General features: G+C 50.9%; 18 protein-coding genes and 2 pseudogenes. 10 read left to right on the top strand and 10 right to left on the bottom strand.

What is annotated here, in order from left to right; genetic code table 11:
* Positions 1-75 precede the first annotated feature (75 nt).
* A complete protein-coding gene (locus tag LRS56_17945) occupies positions 76-324 on the top strand; it encodes a CsbD family protein (protein WDU60747.1) in 249 nt (82 codons plus the stop codon).
* A 114-nt stretch (positions 325-438) separates the two neighbouring features.
* Here the strand turns inward: LRS56_17945 and LRS56_17940 are convergent, their stop codons facing one another.
* From LRS56_17940 to LRS56_17915, 6 genes and pseudogenes are all read right to left on the bottom strand, one after another.
* Positions 439-681 carry a hypothetical protein gene (locus LRS56_17940; GenBank protein ID WDU65772.1) on the bottom strand — a complete coding sequence of 81 codons (243 nt, stop codon included), beginning with the start codon at positions 679-681 and terminating at the stop codon, positions 439-441.
* A gap of 300 nt (positions 682-981) precedes the next feature.
* Positions 982-1,590: pseudogene (locus tag LRS56_17935) on the bottom strand (histidine phosphatase family protein).
* Between the two features lie 68 nt (positions 1,591-1,658).
* A complete protein-coding gene (locus tag LRS56_17930; protein WDU60746.1) occupies positions 1,659-1,979 on the bottom strand; it encodes a hypothetical protein in 321 nt (106 codons plus the stop codon).
* Positions 1,980-2,055: 76 nt separating this feature from the next.
* A complete protein-coding gene (locus LRS56_17925) occupies positions 2,056-2,562 on the bottom strand; it encodes a hypothetical protein (protein ID WDU65771.1) in 507 nt (168 codons plus the stop codon).
* Between the two features lie 485 nt (positions 2,563-3,047).
* The gene (locus tag LRS56_17920; GenBank protein WDU60745.1) at positions 3,048-3,368 is read right to left on the bottom strand and encodes a hypothetical protein; all 321 of its coding nucleotides are present in this window, start codon (positions 3,366-3,368) and stop codon (positions 3,048-3,050) included.
* 167 nt (positions 3,369-3,535) lie between these two features.
* Positions 3,536-4,003, bottom strand: coding sequence for a transcriptional regulator (locus LRS56_17915; protein ID WDU60744.1), 468 nt, complete (start codon positions 4,001-4,003; stop codon positions 3,536-3,538).
* 305 nt (positions 4,004-4,308) lie between these two features.
* On the opposite strand from LRS56_17915, the gene LRS56_17910 reads away from it, so the two are divergent.
* The 4 genes from LRS56_17910 (at position 4,309) to LRS56_17895 (ending at position 7,009) form a co-directional block, all read left to right on the top strand.
* Complete coding sequence (locus LRS56_17910; protein ID WDU65770.1) at positions 4,309-4,863, top strand: hypothetical protein; 555 nt, start codon at positions 4,309-4,311, stop codon at positions 4,861-4,863.
* A 211-nt stretch (positions 4,864-5,074) separates the two neighbouring features.
* On the top strand, positions 5,075-5,476 hold the full coding sequence (locus LRS56_17905) for a hypothetical protein (GenBank protein WDU60743.1): 402 nt from the start codon (positions 5,075-5,077) through the stop codon (positions 5,474-5,476).
* An 87-nt stretch (positions 5,477-5,563) separates the two neighbouring features.
* Complete coding sequence (locus LRS56_17900) at positions 5,564-6,028, top strand: hypothetical protein (GenBank protein ID WDU60742.1); 465 nt, start codon at positions 5,564-5,566, stop codon at positions 6,026-6,028.
* 177 nt (positions 6,029-6,205) lie between these two features.
* On the top strand, positions 6,206-7,009 hold the full coding sequence (locus tag LRS56_17895; GenBank protein ID WDU60741.1) for a hypothetical protein: 804 nt from the start codon (positions 6,206-6,208) through the stop codon (positions 7,007-7,009).
* Between the two features lie 84 nt (positions 7,010-7,093).
* Here LRS56_17895 and LRS56_17890 read toward each other — a convergent pair whose 3' ends face one another.
* Together LRS56_17890 and LRS56_17885 are read right to left on the bottom strand one after the other, a co-directional pair.
* Entirely contained in the window at positions 7,094-7,579 is a 486-nt protein-coding gene (locus LRS56_17890; protein WDU60740.1) for a hypothetical protein, read from the bottom strand.
* 224 nt (positions 7,580-7,803) lie between these two features.
* Entirely contained in the window at positions 7,804-9,222 is a 1,419-nt protein-coding gene (locus LRS56_17885) for a hypothetical protein (GenBank protein ID WDU60739.1), read from the bottom strand.
* Between the two features lie 336 nt (positions 9,223-9,558).
* On the opposite strand from LRS56_17885, the gene LRS56_17880 reads away from it, so the two are divergent.
* Positions 9,559-10,605, top strand: coding sequence for a DUF4238 domain-containing protein (locus LRS56_17880; GenBank protein WDU60738.1), 1,047 nt, complete (start codon positions 9,559-9,561; stop codon positions 10,603-10,605).
* A 64-nt stretch (positions 10,606-10,669) separates the two neighbouring features.
* Here the strand turns inward: LRS56_17880 and LRS56_17875 are convergent.
* Positions 10,670-11,011, bottom strand: a pseudogene (locus tag LRS56_17875) (hypothetical protein).
* A 77-nt stretch (positions 11,012-11,088) separates the two neighbouring features.
* On the opposite strand from LRS56_17875, the gene LRS56_17870 reads away from it, so the two are divergent.
* Positions 11,089-11,586, top strand: a complete 498-nt coding sequence (locus tag LRS56_17870; protein ID WDU60737.1) for a 3'-5' exoribonuclease — start codon at positions 11,089-11,091, stop codon at positions 11,584-11,586.
* Between the two features lie 72 nt (positions 11,587-11,658).
* Here LRS56_17870 and LRS56_17865 read toward each other — a convergent pair whose 3' ends face one another.
* Positions 11,659-12,630, bottom strand: a complete 972-nt coding sequence (locus LRS56_17865) for a hypothetical protein (GenBank protein ID WDU60736.1) — start codon at positions 12,628-12,630, stop codon at positions 11,659-11,661.
* Positions 12,631-13,028: 398 nt separating this feature from the next.
* Between LRS56_17865 and LRS56_17860 the strand changes: the two genes are divergently transcribed.
* The 3 genes from LRS56_17860 (at position 13,029) to LRS56_17850 (ending at position 17,274) form a co-directional block, all read left to right on the top strand.
* Positions 13,029-13,991, top strand: coding sequence for an SMEK domain-containing protein (locus tag LRS56_17860; GenBank protein WDU60735.1), 963 nt, complete (start codon positions 13,029-13,031; stop codon positions 13,989-13,991).
* Between the two features lie 351 nt (positions 13,992-14,342).
* Positions 14,343-15,938, top strand: a complete 1,596-nt coding sequence (locus LRS56_17855; GenBank protein ID WDU60734.1) for a DUF2326 domain-containing protein — start codon at positions 14,343-14,345, stop codon at positions 15,936-15,938.
* Between the two features lie 217 nt (positions 15,939-16,155).
* Entirely contained in the window at positions 16,156-17,274 is a 1,119-nt protein-coding gene (locus LRS56_17850; GenBank protein WDU60733.1) for a hypothetical protein, read from the top strand.
* The last annotated feature ends 1,340 nt before the right edge of the window (positions 17,275-18,614 follow it).

The following is an 18,614-nucleotide window of genomic DNA, read 5'->3' as shown; positions in this document are numbered from 1 at the left end:
CCCTAACTCTGTGCAGGTTGCTTCAAGCCCAGGTTTTTCTGGGTTACTCAATCACACACGAAGGTTTGGTGAATCATGAAGAGCGAACAAGTTGAAGGCGTTGTAGAAAAGGTTGCCGGCAAAGCGCAGAGCGCAGTCGGAAAACTGTTTGGTGATTCGAAGCTGGAAGCTGAAGGTGCCGGGCGTCAAGCTGCTGGTCAGTTGACTCAAACCTATGGCGATGCGCTGGACAGCGTATCTGCGTTCGTCAAAGAGAAGCCAGTTGCTGCAATCGCGATTGGTGCAATTGCTCTGCTGGTTCTAGACCGTCTCTTTCGCCGCTGAGTAAGGAAAAGGACGTTTCGACAGGGTTGCTCCCTTTAACGTTTATCGCCTCCTTCTCCTAGAACTGTCCTGTACGACAGCCGTCCTCGTAGAGGCCCGCTCGAACTTGGCTCCCTAGAGCGCTTTCAGGAGACGCTCGAGCGTCTGATGCTCCCATGTGCTGAGCAACGCAATGGGATCCGCTCCAAATCGATCCCCTGCGTCAAACAACCATCGCCGTCCTTCCGGACTTACGCATTCTGCGCAGTAGTCGAGCGTGTCACAGTCGTTGTAGATCGATATCCGCCAACCTTCTACGCTGACAACGAAATGGCCCGCATAAATCTCATCCCAAGAAGTCTGACTCACCTTGGTCATTATCCGTCGCTGGAAGGTGACCTCTCGCAATATTTGGCATACCTCTCTCGCTGAGAGCTCAGCCGCAGTGTCATTGCTGACGCTACCTACCTGGGATGAACGAGCTGCCGCTCTGGCCTCTTCCAGCCTTTGCTCAGCGTACATAGCCGGATCATCATCTGGCAGCGGATAGCCTGCAGCTGAGAGAGCTTCGGCGCGCTTTTCAATGAGCAAACGCTCGGGATCGCGAACTGCTTGGTAGGCTCTGCCTGGCACGCGCCAAGTGGCATCCATTCGTGGCTCCTCAGTGGCTGACCGGCTTACTCTCCAGCCGGCTTCCTCCGGATCTTTCGAAAGCAGGCACCCACCACAATTGGGCACGTGGTTCGCGATCTCATACTCACGCCAGTTCACCATAGCTCCGGCATCAATGCCGAGCGTCTTGCGCTCTATCAGCCAGGCTACAGCGTTAATGAACTGGCCATGAGAGTACGCAACGATGTCTTGGGCGGGATGCTCTGCAAGACACACCAAGAAAGACTGAGCTCTAGCTATGAAATCTAGAAATGACTCAGCGCCTTCACCATCCGTGAAACCAGGATCGGCTTTGGCCCAATACGCCTCCACCCATTCACGCCGATCAGCGACGGTTGTGTTGATACACCGTGCGGGCTCAAGATAGGTAAATTCGTGGATGGGCCAGGTTTCAAATGGTACTGAAGAGAAAGCAGCCACTGTCTTCATTGCAGTTGCTTGGGCTCGGGAGAACGGCGAGGCAACGATCAGATCTGGGGCCTGGACGAATGACCCGGCCACTAGGCACGCTTGTTCAACACCCTTTGGCGTAAGAGGGATGCTCGCGTGATCCAGGCTGGCTTCGCCGGCGTTAGCAGCACTCTCTCCGTGTCGTATTAGTCTTACATGCTTCATTTACGAACTACTCGTACAGATTGGGCCACTATTTCTCTTAGATCCCCAAGGTTACCGGTACCCAACCTTCAATCAAGAAGTCTCGACAGCAGTCCCTCTATCTGGGTGCCTGCATGCTTGAATTTCAGCTCTTCCAGCTTAGCTGCTCTTCGTTCGCCGGTGAGCAAGCTTAGTCCGTGAAGCGCGTTAAGTAACTTCTGGACATCGCTAATTTCCGAACGCAAGGTCAGCCAGGTAGTGTTCACTCGACGAGCTAACTCGTCGGCCTCATGGCTCAAGCGTTGTGACTCAATTAGCTTGTTAGCGTTGGTGGTGGCCTTAAGATGACCTAAAGCCTGCTCAAGTTCGTCCAGTAGCTCGGTAACAGCCTCCGATTGGTCAAGTGACACGGGGCGCCCCTCCACATAAATCGTGTCCGCCTGAACGCAATAGACAGCTAGTGGCCCTTCACCCCCTCCAGTGCAATCAAGTGCAAGAACGTTCCCTAGCCGAACAGGCTCTGGAATCCAGGTGTGCCCCGTGCACACACGCCAGACCCCTTTGACACCTTCTCGATGGTGCTTTTTGATCCGCTCGCGCCCCCCATAGCGCGATCTCTTCTACAACAGGGATTGATATGTCTCGGGTGAACTCGACCCATGACATCCCGGCAGGGACATCAGCATGAACAACGCCAACCAAACCGCGAGGGGACTCGATTTCTATGACTGTGGGAAGGCTCTCGAGCTTCCCAATGACCATCTCTTTCGATTCGTCAGCGATGGCCGACCACCAGCCTGCACCATGAGCTACATAACGAGCGCTGGGGTTTGCCCTGTAAGCCTTGATAAGCATCTGCTCATGGTTACCTTGAACGGTGAAGAACCACGGCTCACCAAGAAGCTTCAGACCGTTGAGGACTCCAGGCCCGCGATCTATGAGATCACCCACCCCAATGACTCGGTCGATAGTTTTGTCGAAACCTAGCTTCATTAATCCTTTGTATAGATCAATCGACTTGAAGTGAATGTCACCGATAACGAAGTCGCGACCGACCTCGTTCCGTAGAAGCCTCAGGACTTTCTGACTCATGCGCGGGGTTCCTTCCTCAATGCCCACCTTCCAGGCTACCAAAACCGTATTGTCCCCCGGCAACCGCACCTTCCAACAGAAATATGACCAAGCAGGATGACTACGCTCCATTGCTTTCGGGCAAGCGGAGCGCGCAGGCCAGTAGGCCGGAGGCGCGAGGATGGAAGCCCAAAGGGCCATGACTTGGCGTCAGCCATGGCATGGTTTACGACAGCCGACCCGATAGGGCGCGCCATAAACCGCGATTTGCTCAGATTGTCTTCAGCAGTCGCTCGAGTGTCTGGGCTTTACGTAAACGGACGGAACCGGCTGATAGCTGCCTGGCGCTAGACTTCTATCAGGCCACCTGAATCGCATAGGAATGGGCCCTGCAGATCCAAAAGCAGCTACGTCGGATTGCACTTTTCTCCGGCCTTATTTGCCTTGGAAGCGGCTTTCACTGCTTCGCTGACCAGCTTTCCATTTTGAGGGTTCATTGACTTATCCGGGCCATGCAACTCGTAATAGCCAGCAGGGCCATCCGGCATCAATTCTCTGCTGTAGCTCTTGAACACATTACAGGAAGTGGTTGCGCCGCAGTTCTGAGTAGAAAGTGAAGCGATACAGCTTTCGGCAAGCTGCTTCAGCTTTGTCATCTCCGCTTCCACAGTCTGTGCCTGCGCATCCGCCACAATTAGCAGCAAAGCTACGCCAAAGACTTTTTTCATCAAAACACCTGCTCTCTTCTTTAGTTGAGGGCAGACCTTACCTCTGCGAAGTTAGAGCAACCACTCAAAACCGCGTCAGAAACTGCATGAGCGAATGCAGGAGAAACGGTTGGTCGAGTGGGATGGTTACGCCAGGGTGAGTCAAGGATCGCTGATGTTCTGGGGGCTCAGGTATTCCAATATTTTTGGACTGTGCTTCTGGCAACGCCGAGCTTTTCGGCGATTGTTTTCCTGTCGAAACCTTGCGCTTTCAAGGCTCGAATGTATTCCGCATTAAGCGGCTGCTTTGGCTTTCCCTGTGAGCGCTTGATGAGCTTTCCATCACGGAATTGCTCCTCTACTAACTGCCACCCTCCAGACAACTCGAATTCCCTGATTCGCAGGGCAGTACGGTGCAAAGCCTCGGAAGGAAGTTCGTCACCCTGCGCAGCAATGGCAAGAGTGACCATAGTTAAAAGGTCGAGACCTAAGTAGTCAGCGATCTCGTCCAGTTTCTCCAACGTCGCGTTCGCTCGGGCCTGCTCAAGCTTCCCCACGTACGTTCTGTGCGTTGCCCCCGCCAACTCTTCGTAATTCAAACCCTGATGAGCACGAGCTCCGCGCAATGCTCCTGCCAGCGCTTCTTTCAGATGCATGAGTCGGATCCTCAAAACTGAGGATAGAGCCACGGCAAGCGTGTTTCGATAAACAGACCATAGTGATATTATCGTGGCATATGGTTTGCCAGGCAGTCGTTTGATCATAGCGGCGGGATGTTTGGATTGGTGATGGATTGGTCATGAGAGCAGCACCTAAGACACGGCCAGTGACGTCTCGATGGGAGACGCGCTCGTCAAGTCCGACGTTTATGGCCCGCGTAGGCCTGCCTGCAATCGTCACTGAGCGACGTCTTGGCAAGAACCAGATCCACTTTTTTAAGCGAAGGCAGGGATAGTGAGTGATGAAGTTCGATTGCGTGAAAGTTTCAGGAAAAGTTGACTACGTTCGATCTATTGATCGAATGAACGGCGGACATAAAGCTAAAGTCAGCATTGACGGTGCAGTTATCCCGAATTTGCAAGTGTCGAACAAGCTTTACGAAGAGCTAGAGGTCGGCGAGAGTGTAACTTTGTATGGCTTGTTTAAAAGAAACAATGACAAAGAAAAAAACACAGGCATCTTGTACGGCCTGGCGAAGCAAAACGGCGAGAAATCATTTGCAACCCAGTATAGATATCAAGTTCCGATTTTCCTGATGGTCACTGCAGCCATCGCATTTTGCTTAACTTTCGTCGCCGGGTGGATCGCCTCTTTATTTCCAGTGCTTTTCTTATTTGGAGAAAATTCAGATTATATGTATACCACCACGGTATTTGCAGTAATTGAGTCGAGCTTGGTTGCGGCCTTTTTCCTGTGGAGGGCATTGGTGATGTTCAACGCTACGTCTGATCCTGAAGCTTGGGAAACTACCGAAGCTGCAGTGCTATCGAGTCGCTTCAGTAAGCTGCATAAGTAATAGTCCTGTACGTAGGGCCCGGCCTCAGGATCGCTGCGCCAGACTGACCTTTTCTTGCGAGTATCGGGCAAGCGGAGCGCGCAGGCGTGCTGGATGAGCGCCCAACGGGCTGAGACGCGGCGCAGCCGTGGCTCAGTTCTCGCCAGCCTTCCGCCGCAGGCGGCACGCCATAGCTACTGCCCGATATCAAATCAACAAGGATGCAGCTGAAATGACCCACGATGAACTCCGTCAGCTTGAGGGCGCTAGGCGAAGGACTCTGTGGGCCCTTGCATGCCTCCGTCCTGGCGATCCCACTGCATCCGACCTCCTTGCCATCCTCAATGATCTCGACGACCAAGAGCGAAACGACACCCCCTGTAGCGATAGGCCACTCGACCTCATTGAGGTTCGTAACTCTATCTCGGTGATGCGTCATAACTCCGGCATCGACATCATTTTGGAGCAGACTATTCCGCAGCCCTGGCGAGAACGCTTTCTGCAAGCGAGCATCGGATCAACCAGGTTGGTTGATGGGCATTACGGTGCAGACTGGGATAAGTTTCTGACTGAATGGGAGCGTGAGATGCAGCATCTAAAAAATCACCGAGCTGCGCAGGCTCCTACCAGCTAGAGCGGCTGATTCGAGCGATGGCGGCGCAAGCACACAAGCAGTCGGTGGAGCCGCTGAAAATCGCAGCCTTCAAGCAGGAGCAGCAAGGTGGAACGGCCTTCGTTTTTTATTGATTTTGAAGCCTCTGGAATAGCTCCTGATAGCTATCCTATCGAGGTTGCCGTCGTGTCGAGTGAGATATCCTTCAGCTCGCTGATCAAACCAGCCCGTTACTGGACGCACTGGTCGTTCGATGCGCAAGACATGCACGGTCTCACTCAAGATCAGGTACATCAGGAAGGTGGTACCCCAGTCGCTGTAGCGAGAAGTATGAATCAGCTGTTTTCAGGCCAGGTGCTTTGCAGCGACTCACCTCAAGACAGTTTTTGGCTCGATGTGCTTTTCGAGGCCGCAGATCTGATGCCCACCTTCGAGTTGAAGCCTTTGGAGGTTTTTGTGGGCCGGGAGGCTGCCAGTGAAATCTACCGGCGACTGCCGACAGCCAGGCACCACCGAGCTCTAAATGACGCAACTGCTTTGATGAACGCCTGCCGTGTTTTTTTCGAAGCTTGAACTATCAGAGGGGGGATACCGACCCTCAGCTAGAGATTGCGATAGCAACAAAGCCGGTTACAACTGCGTTGATTCAATCCACGAGTCTCACAAAAAAATATGGCCATTAGACCGATTGCAGCTGAGTATTGGTCTCGCTGCACGCGGGCTTGCTGGAACTAACATGCGAGATAGGCGATGGAAGCTCAGAACTCACAGGTTGTGAACCAGAACAGCCAAGGAATATTTCGCTTCTCGAATTGGAAGAAGGAGGGCGATGGCCTGTTGATTGCAGCTAAGGCATTGAGAGAGCAGTGGCTGCGCAACAAGGACGAGGTTAGGCAGATCATTACTGATCAGGTTCCTCGTTCCCCTGAGGTGTTTACAAAAGATCATGCGCTCGCCCGGTCGTCCATGCTGCTACTGGGGTATGCCGTCGAGATGTACCTGAAGGGCGGTCTAGTGAAACTTTATAGATATTGCCCTGAGAAGCTGGTTGAGCGAGAACTGAGGGTGTATGGGCATCAATACGAGCTTTTGGCTAAACGGTTAGGGGCTCCGATAGCTGAAAGCCAATATCTTCAGTTGAAAGGACTGGCAAAAAGCGTTGTGGATGAGGCGAGGTACCCTGTCACTCCCACCATTGATGGAAACTTCTTCGATAAGCTCAATTCAATTACGCGCCGCAATCAGGGCCAGTCTAGTTTTGAGAGTCTGATTGGCTTGGTAGAGAGGATTCGCGATTTTGTGACTCGGATTGACACCGATTCCGACAATCCTTCTAGCATTCAACCCCGAGAGACGCTGTGGGGCTACTATGTCGTACGCTACGGTGGTCATTTGGCACCCTCAATCGTCTTTCGGTGTGCGGATCCGATGACTTTGCTTGGATTGCGAAATGAGATAGAGGCTCAAGTGACCTTACCTGGCGGCTGGGAAGAGTATGAGGTTTATCAGGACACAGGCAGCGGTCATAAACGAAAGTGTGAGCGCAGGGTCTGAAATTTGTGAAGGTCTGCGTCCTATTTCTGAGTTGCTACCCAAGGTGGTTCGTTGCTCCGCCTGTAGGCACGCCGGGCGCCACGCCTAGCTGAAGGCTTGCGTACGCAGCCACGCTTCCACTTTTGGCCATCGGCCAACCTTGGAAAGCTGTGGCCTTGCTGTATCTAGAATCTCAAGCAGTCGCTGTCTCTCCGCACGAGAGGGGAACCAATCATCAATCTCGACGCTGCAGTGGTTGGACTCGCTCAGAGCCCATCTTACGACCATATCCGCAGCGGCTCTGTAGTGATCGGCCATGAACAGGCGATGGCCATCCACAGACCAGCCGCGCTCCGCCAGCTCATCGGTCACGTCGATGATGCCAAGGTCATCAAAGTAGGCTGTGGTATCAGGATAATGAATGCCTGCTAACGACACCTTAGCCACGCCGGATTCCCGATCAAAATATGCAAGGAAATGCCATCCACCCGTGGTGCTTCCTGGATGTGGAAAATTGATGGCGGCTTTCCCTGTTATGTAGTTTTCGCGGGATGCGCGTTTGAGGTCAAAGTCGAACAGAGGCTGCTTCATGTGCGTTTCCATAACGAACCGGCTCGGACTCAGATTTGAAGGATCAAACACTCGAGGAAAAGATGCTCTTCAGACATCTCAAGCTTTACGGGCTTAGCTCGCAGCGAGAACGTGGGGCAAAAAATAACTGAGCCAAACAGCGCCCACCGGTTCAAGGGAGCGCGTAAGCCGATTACGGTTGAAGGCGTGATCCGCGATGTGCAGACGACGCACTTCGCCTGGCTCTATGTGGCTGGAGTGGCTGAAGCCGTAATGGCTTCTTCATCCTTTTTAATGATTGCTTCGGCGTTTTTAACGAACACACCGCACGCGATCAACGATTTCACTTCTTCGTGCTTCCCATAAAGTGAAGCTTGAATCCCATGGAGCAGAACTTGGGCGTATCTTGCATCCTCAATCCTTGTGTCCATGTCGCCGGAGATCTTTATCTCTCGTGAACTCCACTGTTTGACTGCAGATAGGGTGAACGGCTGCTGCGGTTCTTCCATTCTGTACTGGTGGCGTTGCTTGAGGAGGTCACTCAGTTCCCGAGCGTCGCTCAGCATCTGATCTGAAACTCCCCGTCGGTTGCTTTGTCGAGCCGCTACCAGCACGTTGGCCTGCATCGACTGAAGTCCAGGAAGAATGAAATCGCGCAGGATGAAATAGAACTCGAGTTGCCGATTCATCGCATCATCGGCGGGCTTGCGCAGCCCTTTCAGGATTTCCGTAGACGCATCAGAGTTGTTGGGAGTGCACAATGCCTTCTGGCTATCAATGATCCCCTGCTCAAAAAAACCAACCATTTGATTGGCGATCAAACCCTGGCGATAGTCCTCCCTCAAGAGATCAAGCAGCACGTCCAGTTGGTTGATGGCCGCAGGATCAATCTTCATACTTGCGTGTTGAACCTGATGCTCCATGGCGTTCAGGGTTCGCTCCACTGGGACTATGCAGAACTGTTGGAAAGAATACGAAAAGGCGAAGGTACCTTTGTCAAGCATCCCAAGACAGCCATCATAGATAGAGATCAAACGATCATTAAGACTCATGTACTCAGCGAGGCCTTGGATTGTCGCCTCATTCATTTGAGCTGAGTCTGCTTGATACGCGAGATACCTGTGAACCCCGACAAAGCAGGATATCGCCAAGCAGCTCGCCAAACCTACCCTCAAGATCCATCCGCGAAGAGAAATTTTGGGTTTGTACTCGGAATAGAACGAATCCTGCAGAGAGGCATTCTCTCGGATGATATTTTCAAGCGATTCCCAGCCCCAGACTTCTACCGACCCTTTTCCGACAAGGGCTCGTTGTTCCGTCAGCTCCAATGCACGGTTGGTTAATGCGGCATCATGTGGACTGGTGGTGAGGATGAAAAAGCGGTCGATCTTGACGAGAAAGCTTTCGGTATCCTGCACAGCCTTATCGACCTCTGCGACTGTCAGCTTCTTCCCAAGGTTGCCGTTCCGACCTTTGCACTGGACGGCGATGATGGAGCCATCTTTGAGGCGGCAGTAGAGGTCGACTCCATCCTGTCGTTGGCCTTCACGGCCATACTGATCGAAGCGGCTGCCAAATACGCAGCTCATAAGGGCTATCGAAAGACGCTCGAATTGCTTCCAGTCTGCGGGGCGTGGATAGTTTGCTGCGTGTGGTGCGGTCATAGCCTAAAAATTAACTCCATTGAGCGATGTATCCCGCTTGCACGGGTCTAGGTAGGAATGGAGTCTTACAGACGAGCCGATCCCGTCTCGTTTATCGACCGAGAACCAGCATGCCTTAGCAAATACCAGCAGGATTTACACCAAATCAGCGAGGGAACTGGTTGGCAAGGCGGGTGTGATTGATCGAGTGGGACGGCCTTCAGAACTACCAAGTGACTACAATCAAAAAAATGATGAGATCGGATAGGCCGAGGAAGACGTGCAGAGGTTTGAACCCCTCAGCGATTACGACTAGATCCGCTAAGGGGGTATTAGAGATCAGAGAGGAGATGCGACATGTCAGGGGTACGACAGCACTTCATTCCAAAGTTTTTGCAAAAAGGGTTCAGATCTCCAGGTAACGGCAAAATCGTTCGGTGCTGGGTGTATGAACAGAATAAGCCCGCCAGATCTGCGAACATTCAAAATGTAGGCCTTGAAAGGCATTTCTACGCTATCGACCGCGAGCCTGATCTGGACGTTCAGATCACCAACGAAGAGCAAATTTATGCACCATTAATAGAGAGCCTACGTGCCGGCGACCTGAGTGGAGCAGTGGTCGAGAGAATTCCACAATTGTTAGCTCATCTAGAAACCAGAAGCCGCCACGTTCGCCAGAATATGCAGTCAATGGTCGAGGGGTGTGCCATTGGCGTTTTTGGGTATCTATCAGACCCCGCCAACCTCAGAGTGTTGGTAAAAAATCACTTCAAACCAGGCTCTCCAGCCTTTGAGCGCGCTTTAGCAGAACGGGGTGTTAATCCGCAGCAAGTTCAGGCTTTGCTCTCTACTGATGAATCACTCCTCGACCAGATGATCAATCCGCTTGTTGCGATTTTTGCCACCCAGATGCCTGCCCTGCTGGAACGTATCAAGTCTTCAATCCCGAGCTTGGTCAGAAACAGTCATGTTCGTGTGCTCAGTGAATCCGTATCGCCAGCTGCCCGTGCTCACCGCTTCAGTGCTCTCCACTATTCTGTTCAGAAATTCGCGCCTGGCGACCTGCCGCTTGGGGATTCCGTCGTACTGTTCCAAGTGCGAGGCGAGCGCTCCTTCAAGCCGTTCATGGATAAGGATGATGAGCTCGTGCACGTGATTCTGCCGCTGGCGTCGGACAGATATCTTCTTGGTGCTACGAATACCCCCTTGTCATCGCCTCTACAGAACCTGCCGCTTGAGATCGCCAAGTGCTCTATGGGGTATTTCATCTGCGCCCAACCGAGTGAGCGTGCTGCCGATCTTCAGTTGCAGATAGGAAGTAATTCCAGCTGGCTTTCAACACGAGAAATGAGCGCGTTACTTGGTGAGGTTTTTTCAGGGTTTATGGGGCTGAAGCAAACCTGACACGTAACTGTTAAAGCTAGGGTGCGAGGGGGTCATTTGCTGACTACCTGTCGCTATCCAACCCTTATGACAGTGTCTTTAATAGCTGATCGAGTGTCAGAAGTTCCCACGTGCTGAGCAGAGCTACCGGGTCAGTCCCATATCGATCACCCGAATTGAACGACCAAAGCTGTCCATCCGGGCTCACGCACTGCTCGCAGTAATCAAGTTCATCACAGTCGTTGAAGATCGTAATCCTCCATCCCTCGATGTCGACCATCAACATCCCGGCTTAAAGCTCGTCCCAAGTCTGTGCGCACACTCTCACCATCGTGCGCCGCCCGAAGATGGCATCGCGCAGCACCTGGCAAACCTCCCTTGCCGTGAGTGAAGGCATAGACTCGTCAGGACAATCAGTTAAAGTCATAGAAGAAACCAGTCGGCTTTAATCGTGTTGCCAAAAGTACACCGGAGTCATGACCAAGTATTCATAGGGAGGAGGGGATGAAGCTATTTTTGGACTGCGAGTTCACTCGGCTCAATCGAGACACGAAGTTGATTTCGCTGGCACTCGTGTCCGAAGCCGGGCACGAATACTACGTCGAGCTCACAGACACGTACGTGACTCAGGACTGCAGCGACTTTGTGATTCAAAATGTCCTGCCACAGCTCAACCTGGCTGCACACGGGCAAACCTTGGTCGAAGCTCAATCCTCACTACTTGCTTTCCTGAGCAACCTGAAAGGCCCCCTCGAGGTTTGCTCGGACGCGCCGGATTGGGATCTCTTCTGCCAACTGGCCTACGTGAATCATCGTTGGCCAGATAACGTTGCCAATCGCGCGACTAACCTGATCCTGATATTCAGGCATCTCGAAGCGGATGATATCGGCGACGTGGTGCTGCCAGAACTTCCACACCACGCACTGTTGGATGCTCGCCTCCTGGCCGACCTTTATCGTCGGCTGGCAACTGGTTCAAATCGAGGCACTGAAAATGGATGATGATCTGGCATACGCGTGAGTAGGCGCAGAAGACCACCGTGAAGGTGGCCAGCCGACCTTCGGAACGTTTCTTTAATCCATTTCCAGCACGTAGCGACAATGGCCGCACAGCAGATCCGAATAAATGCCCTCAATGCCCACATCGTCATCAAGTGTCGCCCCGCATTGCCTACATTCGGGGACTTTGGGCCCCTCCCCACAAATGGCGCAGCGCTGTTCCTCGACAACGTATGATTCATGTTCACAGTGATCACATAGCTCCAATGGGCTCTCTCCGCCCTGCGTGGCGGCGATGTATAAGTCCGCGTAATATCGCTCAACGAGCACAGCGTCAACCACATCACCAAACTGCGATACTGCTCCGCAACGGGTGCAGTGAAAACTCGTTTGCGGGAGTGATTTGAGGTTCCCCAAAGCCTTCATGAGCTTGGCTTTACAGTGCGGGCAGCTAATGTGCTCCAAGGCGCCGGCAAGGATGTCGGTTGGCCAGCGAACTTGGCTGAGTGACTCTAGGCAAGCTTTCCGCTCACGCCCGTAGAATGCCTCGTGCTCAGTCAGGAATGACCAAATATCTGCTCCCAGCAGGCTGGCGGGGCTGATCTCGAGATACCTGGGCACGAACTGCTGTATCAGGTGGAAGCAGTTCGCTACGGTCTCCAGCAGTACGGAGGTGGGCCGGGTGCTGTGGTAATGCTCTACCTCATTTCTAATATCGGTGAGCGCCTTCAGTAATTTCCATTCGACTCCGTCGACACCTAGCCCCTCCAGCCGGGAAATTATCGTCACGACATCGACGGTCTTGGTGCCGCTACCGACCCAAATGATCTGGTCGTCAACTCCTTGAGTTGGAGCCACCCTCTCTTTGAGTAGTGCCTCATTTGAACCTGGTGGGCTCATAGCCTGCAGCTTGACTTTGAAGAGCAACAGTAGACCCGAGGTCAGATTTCGAATAGAGGAGAGGGCTCGGGCTTCATCGTGTTCCGCAGCTTTGAAATCCTCCACCCCGAGTCGGATGGAAGCTACAGCATTATCTTGCATTGACATCCCTTTCTCCTGGTTGAGAGAGCCGAATCAGGCGGCTCCAATTGAGCACGTCTGTCCCGTTCGGTCTGCGCTTTTGATCCAGCGCACCGCCAAGAATGTTCCAAGGCCGGAGACATCCTGAAGCGCATGGGTGCAGTTCAACCCAAAGGCACCTAGGGGGCACCCTTTACGTCCCATGGTTCCAGCTCATTGCATGCTGTCGTCACGTTGCAGCAGAGCGTGTCCCGGTTCCTGCGATTCTGAAATGGTCGATGGTCAAGCGATGTTGCTGTGTATTCATACAGCGCTGCATGATTTTAGCTACGGAGAGCAGGCAAAATTGCAGAGTGCCATCATTCTCTTCTCCGTAGGTTGCATTCTTCATATACTCTCATACGCCAGGGAGGGGGGCGTAGAGCATGAATCGAGTTGATTATCAGAAAAAAATAATTAAATGGCTAGGTTGGCTCAAAAATGAAGTCGAGCTTAACAATAGCCTTAGTTTGACGGATATCAACAGGGGAGCCGAAGATTTCTACTGCGGCCTCTTGAATTTGGTTTATGGGTATAACCTCAAGAATATTAACATCCTTGACCTCAATGCCGCCGCGATAGATCTTGGCGATAGTGAGAAGAGGATCGCGATACAGGTGACATCCACTTCGGCACTAGCCAAGACAAAGTATACTGTTGAAAAATTTATAGAAAAAAATCTCTATGAACAGTTTGATAAGCTGCTCATCCTGAATATAGTTAGAAAATCCAATCATGAGGCACCCACCGTTGGCGGGGTTGAGTATTTTCTCGATACCAAAACTGACATCATTGATGTTGAGGATCTAATCAAGAAAATCACCAGTGATCCTGATTTGCAAAGGCTAAAAGCGATTGTAGACTTCATGGACGCTGAGATTGCGCCTCCGGCACAAAAGAGCCTTGCCAACGAGGTTATGACGATACTTGGAATAATCGAATATATCAGTGACGAGAAGCATGAAGATGCCGGTAATGGGTATCTTGAAGAGCCCATTCCAGAGGAGAAGATCTATCAACGCTTCGCTGATCATGCCGACTTCCTCGTCGATATGTATAGCGATGGTTATATCGAGTACGGTGCTATTTTAGAAGCCGTTAAGAAAGAAGCTGATTTTGGGCAGGTTAAAATTCGCCGAGCTGCTACCTACCTAAAGAGGCGCAGTGACGCCATACTCAAGGAGTGCTGCGGTAATCCCAAGCAGGCGTTGGATCAGCTGATCGCAGGCTTCAGCGATCTACTTGAAAAAAACGGCTACACCTTCGATAGAGGGGCAGGTGAGTTTTTCGTAATCGACCAGTTGATGAAATGCAATGTCTTCCCCTACAAGGACACTGCACTTGTCTAATCTATTTTCTAAAGATGATGACCTGAGAAAGTCGGCTCCTATGCTCGGCTTTGAGATTCTGAAACTCCTACAAGAATCAGGAGAGGCTCGGGTTAGCATATTTGATGTGGCAAAAAAAATTACAAAGCCTGGTGGGGTCAGTGCTAGAAGCATCTATTACGCGATAATTTTCTTGTATTCTCTTGATGTCATAGATTTCCAAGAGCCATATTTGGTAGCGAAATGCTAAGAATTAGAAAGCTATACAGTGAGCCTCGGGTTTTCGATCCAATTACTTTTGTTGATGGAATAAACCTTATCCTAGGCGAGACGACTAAAGACAACGTCAAGACAAACGGTGTCGGTAAGTCGATGGCCGTAGAGTTCATAAACTACGGTTTACTTAAGCGGTACGAGGAAAGTCGTGTTTCGCTGATTCCAGATGAAGCCTTCCCACACAGCACCCTAATCTGTATAGATATAGAAATTAACAATACGCCAATCACGATCAAGCGAAGCATCGAGAATCATAAGTCTCCAACTCTCATCATAGATGGAAATATCGTTCCCATCATTGAAATTGAGGATGCGACTAGCTATCTGACGAGTCTTCTTTATGGTGCTAGTGACAATGAAAGCATCCCATCTTTTCGTTCATTGATGGGGCCGATCATTCGGGATGAACGGTCGGAGTTTAAATCTATTGTAAAATGCTTTGATACCAATCGAAATATTCCGGCGGACTACACGCCGCACCTATTTCTGCTTGGGATTGATCCTAAACCATACAGGCAGGCAAAATCTTTATCGAACGAAATAGATAAGCTCGCTAAAGCGATCTCCAAGTCCAAAGAAAACATAGTATCAATCACTGGCAAAAATATATCTGAAGCCAAGGCGGACTTGAACGAACTGACCAGTCAGGTCGGCAGAATCCATCGCGAGATGGAACAGCTAGAAAATATCGAAGGTTACAACATTGTTAGGGATGAGGTAGTTGAGATTGAAACGCAGATTGAAGAGTTTAGATCTCGCCAGACTGTCATAAAGTCCGAGCTTTCGAAAATCAAGATGTTTCGCGGTGATAACTACATTGATGAAGTAGAGGTGGCGGAACTCTACAATCAGTTTAAGGTAGGTCTGGGAGACCTTATCAAGAAGCAGCTTGAAGAGGTTACTGCGTTCAAGAAGAAAATCGATAATTTTCAGAGAACTTTGATTGAAGGTCGTCGAGAAGAGCTGGAGAGTACACTTAAATTAATTGAAGATAATATTATCCGTCTTGATCGATTGTATCGAGAAAAGCTGATATTGATTGATCATAAGGGTGCATTAAAAAACCTTCGTCAGACTATCGCAACCTACCAGAAAAAATTGGAAGATCATGCTTCGCTGTCTGCTTTTATAAGAAAGCATTCAGAGTACGAGCGAGAAAAGAAGGACAAGAGCAACGAGCGTTATGGCTTGATATTTCTGCTCGATAGTTTCGTGGCAAACGCATCTAACGTTATCAAGTCTCTCGAGCAGACAATTCTTGATGTGCACGAGGTTGTCGCGGGGAATCGACATGGCTCCTTTGAAGTGGAAATCACGAAGAAAAAAGAAGTCGTCAATTTCGATTTGCGAATTTATGATGATGGTAGCCATAGCAACGAGCGCGAAAAAGTATTCTTGTATGACATCGGCCTGCTGACATGCTCTGAAATTGATAAGAGGCATCCAGGTATGCTGATTCATGACAACATCTTCGATGTTGATTACGACACTCTTTTGAAAAGCCTGAACTATCTCAGTGATAATGTTGAAACGCTTAAAAATCGACAATACATTCTGACGTTGAATAGTGACAAGATCTACGAGGCAGATCTCAACTCTCGCTTGAGATTGGATCTTGAAGGCTTGAAACGTGCAGCCTTCACAAAGGCCGACAGGTTTCTCAAGGTTGGTTATCAAGAGCGTTCCAAGTGATGGCCCCCGTAAATGTTCACCACGGCCAGTTCCCCGAGGCCAGGTAGGTGATAAGAATCTTTAGATATCCTCGGCGGAATCATCCCTTAGCGGGATTGGAAAGCCCATTTGGCACCTTGTCTATGCCAACGCCCTGCGATGATAGGCCGGTGCTTAGTGCTTAGTGCTTAGTGCTTAGTGCTTAGTGCTTAGTGCTCAAGTGCTCAATGGCGTGTGGATGGTCGATTTCCTCAAGGTGGGTAGATTGAAAGCGAAACCTAAAAAGACAGAATGGTTGCTGCCGATTGATTTCCCAGTGGGCGACCTGTTTGATGTCAGCGGGGTACTGAAAACGGCAGGTATGTTGATACCCGGTTACCTTGCTCCCGACGCAGGTATTTACGAGCCAGCAGTTTATTTTTATGCCCAAGACCAAGGCATACGTACGATCATTTTGCCGGATCGGAACGTCGCCTCTCGTATCGCGCAATTGGTGAAGGGGAAAGAAACGGCCAATGACAAGCAACTCAAGCTTTCAGCCGCACTGCTAGGATTTGCTCAGCTTCTAAATATCGATTTTGAACCAAGTGTTTCCTTCCATGAGCTGGCTCACCGATGTGGTAACACCAGCGCAGCGGATGAACTTGGTTGGTTCAGGGCAGCTGACAACGCCCCTCCACAGGATATGCTGAACGTAGCGCTCGGTAGGACAAATCGTGTTTCCCGCAGTTATACCCCACTCGAGGCACCGAACCTCAATCTAGAGCTGCCATTGAAACGCTGGAATCGAAATTACATCACCGCACTCAAAATACTGGAGCTAGACCTTGCCCCGGGTAAGCAAGTCGACAAGATGCTTCGTCTTCTAGATTGGATGAGTACGAGTCTTGTATTCGCGGGGCCGGCTCTGATGCTCGCGTGTGTGTACCTCGGAACTCATTCGCCTGCTCGCAAGAATGTGTTCAAAAACAGCAGGTCTACTGATCGGATGGCGGCGATCGCTGGGGTGAGAAACGCTGCATGGGATATCACTCATCTGAGTGATTTTATTCTTCGCTCAAACGAGAGCGCCGATTTCGGGAACGTTCAATATTTGCTTGCTAGCTTCGATGCACATTTGAAGCTAACGACGAACCTCCTGATGACAGTAGGCCGTGAAGGAAGCGATGCGTCGCTTATTGCAGCTGCGCTTGCCCAGTGGTGGGGGACAAAGGACGCTCAGCGCATTGCACATGAAGTAGTCATTCAGCTCCGACGAATCAATAGCGACTCGCACGTTCCCAAAACATCTGACGATCCCGATTACATTTCCAAGCTGAAATTGCTCGGCGAGCGCCTGGTGAAGGAGGGCATTTAGCGCTCAGATCAACGTATGTGTTTATGCGCTACGTTATGTCTAGAGCCTAGACGGTTGGGTTATGCCCAGCCTTTACCTTGCAAGCGGAGCTCGCAGGTTGGTCAGGCTGGAAGTTTTAAGGATGGAAGCCGGCAGGGCAGGCGTAGGGCGGTACCTCAGAGGAGCACGCCCTTCAGAGCTATGGTCGTTCAAATGTTTGGTGTTTCATCTGGCTAAGCGGTGCTATGGGATCTGATCAGAACGATCTCCTGAATCATATTCGTGATTACAAGGTTCTGAGGCATACAGTGCTGAAGATTTGCGACAAGCATGGTAAACGCGGAAGACTGTCTGTCTTTACTCGAGGAGAGCCGATTGACAGCACTTGAAAGCTCACCGCTTGGCCATCTCGATATAATTCCAGAAAACACCTCAAGTTTTTCGAGACGCATCCGTTTCTAGTTCTAAGAGCAAAAATTCTAGGGTGCTTCGATGAGCATTTACCAGACTTCAAAAGATTCCTCTGATTTTCGTGTTTCTAAAGAATTCGTTTCGTGGCGTGGACTGGATTCTGATGAAACGTATACATGCGCTATCGAACTGCTTCCGACTGCGCGAGTCATGATTGAGCTAGACATTGTAAAGTTCAGCGTCACTCCTGAAGTCGCACTAGAGATTTCATCATGCCTCAGAGAAGCACTGGCAATTGATGGTGACGAGGAAAGTGATCAATCCGACGGAGAAAATCGACCGACTGGATTGTTCAGGGTTCGCAGGACGACTGGAATACGCGGCCTTCAGTATTAGGCTTCTGGCGAGATTACGATTGAAGACGCGACCGATGACGTCTGTGAAGGTTCACCTTCAGGCACCACGTCAATTGTGGCCTGCACAATTGACGGCGGAGGTTTTGAGTTGGTCTTTCCCTTTATGGGTTACTCGTTCACTGAAGATGATGCGGTCTGGCTGAGCGAGCAGTTATTTAGAGCCTGCCAATAAATATCGAAATATCAAATTGAGGGGCGGGCCGCACCTCTATCGCTGCCACGTCATGTGGTCGAACAGACCGCTTAGGAATGACTCCTATCCATGCTGACTGGATGCAATCCATGAGGGGTATGCGTCTAGCGCATTAATAAGGAAGCTGCTCCGTAGCTGTACTGGAGCCTCCTTTATATATTGGTTGGTGCTGGCGATAAGAAGGTGCTCGACCACTCCTAGGCTAAAGCAAGCGGAGCGACGCCGCCAAGTTATCGGCCCTCGAGAAAGTACAATCAGCAGGGCGGGGTGGGGCAAAGAGGTCGTTTTACGCCGGTTGAGGCTCCGATTTGGTTGGCCTTTCGGTATCGCTATTTTTTAAC

It is taken from the genome of Pseudomonas poae, assembly GCA_028869255.1.
GTDB classification, from domain to species: Bacteria; Pseudomonadota; Gammaproteobacteria; order Pseudomonadales; family Pseudomonadaceae; genus Aquipseudomonas; species Aquipseudomonas poae_C.
The sequence above is the reverse complement of the archived record's forward strand: the minus strand, read 5'-3'. Positions and strand labels throughout refer to the sequence as shown.

What these genes read in the sequence shown, in the direction of transcription:
- LRS56_17945 (WDU60747.1), top strand. Translation starts at nt 76, where the DNA reads ATGAAGAGCGAACAAGTTGAAGGCGTTGTAGAAAAGGTTGCCGGCAAA.
- LRS56_17940 (WDU65772.1), bottom strand. Translation starts at nt 681, where the DNA reads ATGACCAAGGTGAGTCAGACTTCTTGGGATGAGATTTATGCGGGCCAT.
- LRS56_17925 (WDU65771.1), bottom strand. Translation starts at nt 2,562, where the DNA reads ATGAAGCTAGGTTTCGACAAAACTATCGACCGAGTCATTGGGGTGGGT.
- LRS56_17920 (WDU60745.1), bottom strand. Translation starts at nt 3,368, where the DNA reads ATGAAAAAAGTCTTTGGCGTAGCTTTGCTGCTAATTGTGGCGGATGCG.
- LRS56_17915 (WDU60744.1), bottom strand. Translation starts at nt 4,003, where the DNA reads ATGCATCTGAAAGAAGCGCTGGCAGGAGCATTGCGCGGAGCTCGTGCT.
- LRS56_17910 (WDU65770.1), top strand. Translation starts at nt 4,309, where the DNA reads ATGAAGTTCGATTGCGTGAAAGTTTCAGGAAAAGTTGACTACGTTCGA.
- LRS56_17905 (WDU60743.1), top strand. Translation starts at nt 5,075, where the DNA reads ATGACCCACGATGAACTCCGTCAGCTTGAGGGCGCTAGGCGAAGGACT.
- LRS56_17895 (WDU60741.1), top strand. Translation starts at nt 6,206, where the DNA reads ATGGAAGCTCAGAACTCACAGGTTGTGAACCAGAACAGCCAAGGAATA.
- LRS56_17890 (WDU60740.1), bottom strand. Translation starts at nt 7,579, where the DNA reads ATGAAGCAGCCTCTGTTCGACTTTGACCTCAAACGCGCATCCCGCGAA.
- LRS56_17885 (WDU60739.1), bottom strand. Translation starts at nt 9,222, where the DNA reads ATGACCGCACCACACGCAGCAAACTATCCACGCCCCGCAGACTGGAAG.
- LRS56_17880 (WDU60738.1), top strand. Translation starts at nt 9,559, where the DNA reads ATGTCAGGGGTACGACAGCACTTCATTCCAAAGTTTTTGCAAAAAGGG.
- LRS56_17870 (WDU60737.1), top strand. Translation starts at nt 11,089, where the DNA reads ATGAAGCTATTTTTGGACTGCGAGTTCACTCGGCTCAATCGAGACACG.
- LRS56_17865 (WDU60736.1), bottom strand. Translation starts at nt 12,630, where the DNA reads ATGTCAATGCAAGATAATGCTGTAGCTTCCATCCGACTCGGGGTGGAG.
- LRS56_17860 (WDU60735.1), top strand. Translation starts at nt 13,029, where the DNA reads ATGAATCGAGTTGATTATCAGAAAAAAATAATTAAATGGCTAGGTTGG.
- LRS56_17855 (WDU60734.1), top strand. Translation starts at nt 14,343, where the DNA reads ATGGCCGTAGAGTTCATAAACTACGGTTTACTTAAGCGGTACGAGGAA.
- LRS56_17850 (WDU60733.1), top strand. Translation starts at nt 16,156, where the DNA reads ATGGTCGATTTCCTCAAGGTGGGTAGATTGAAAGCGAAACCTAAAAAG.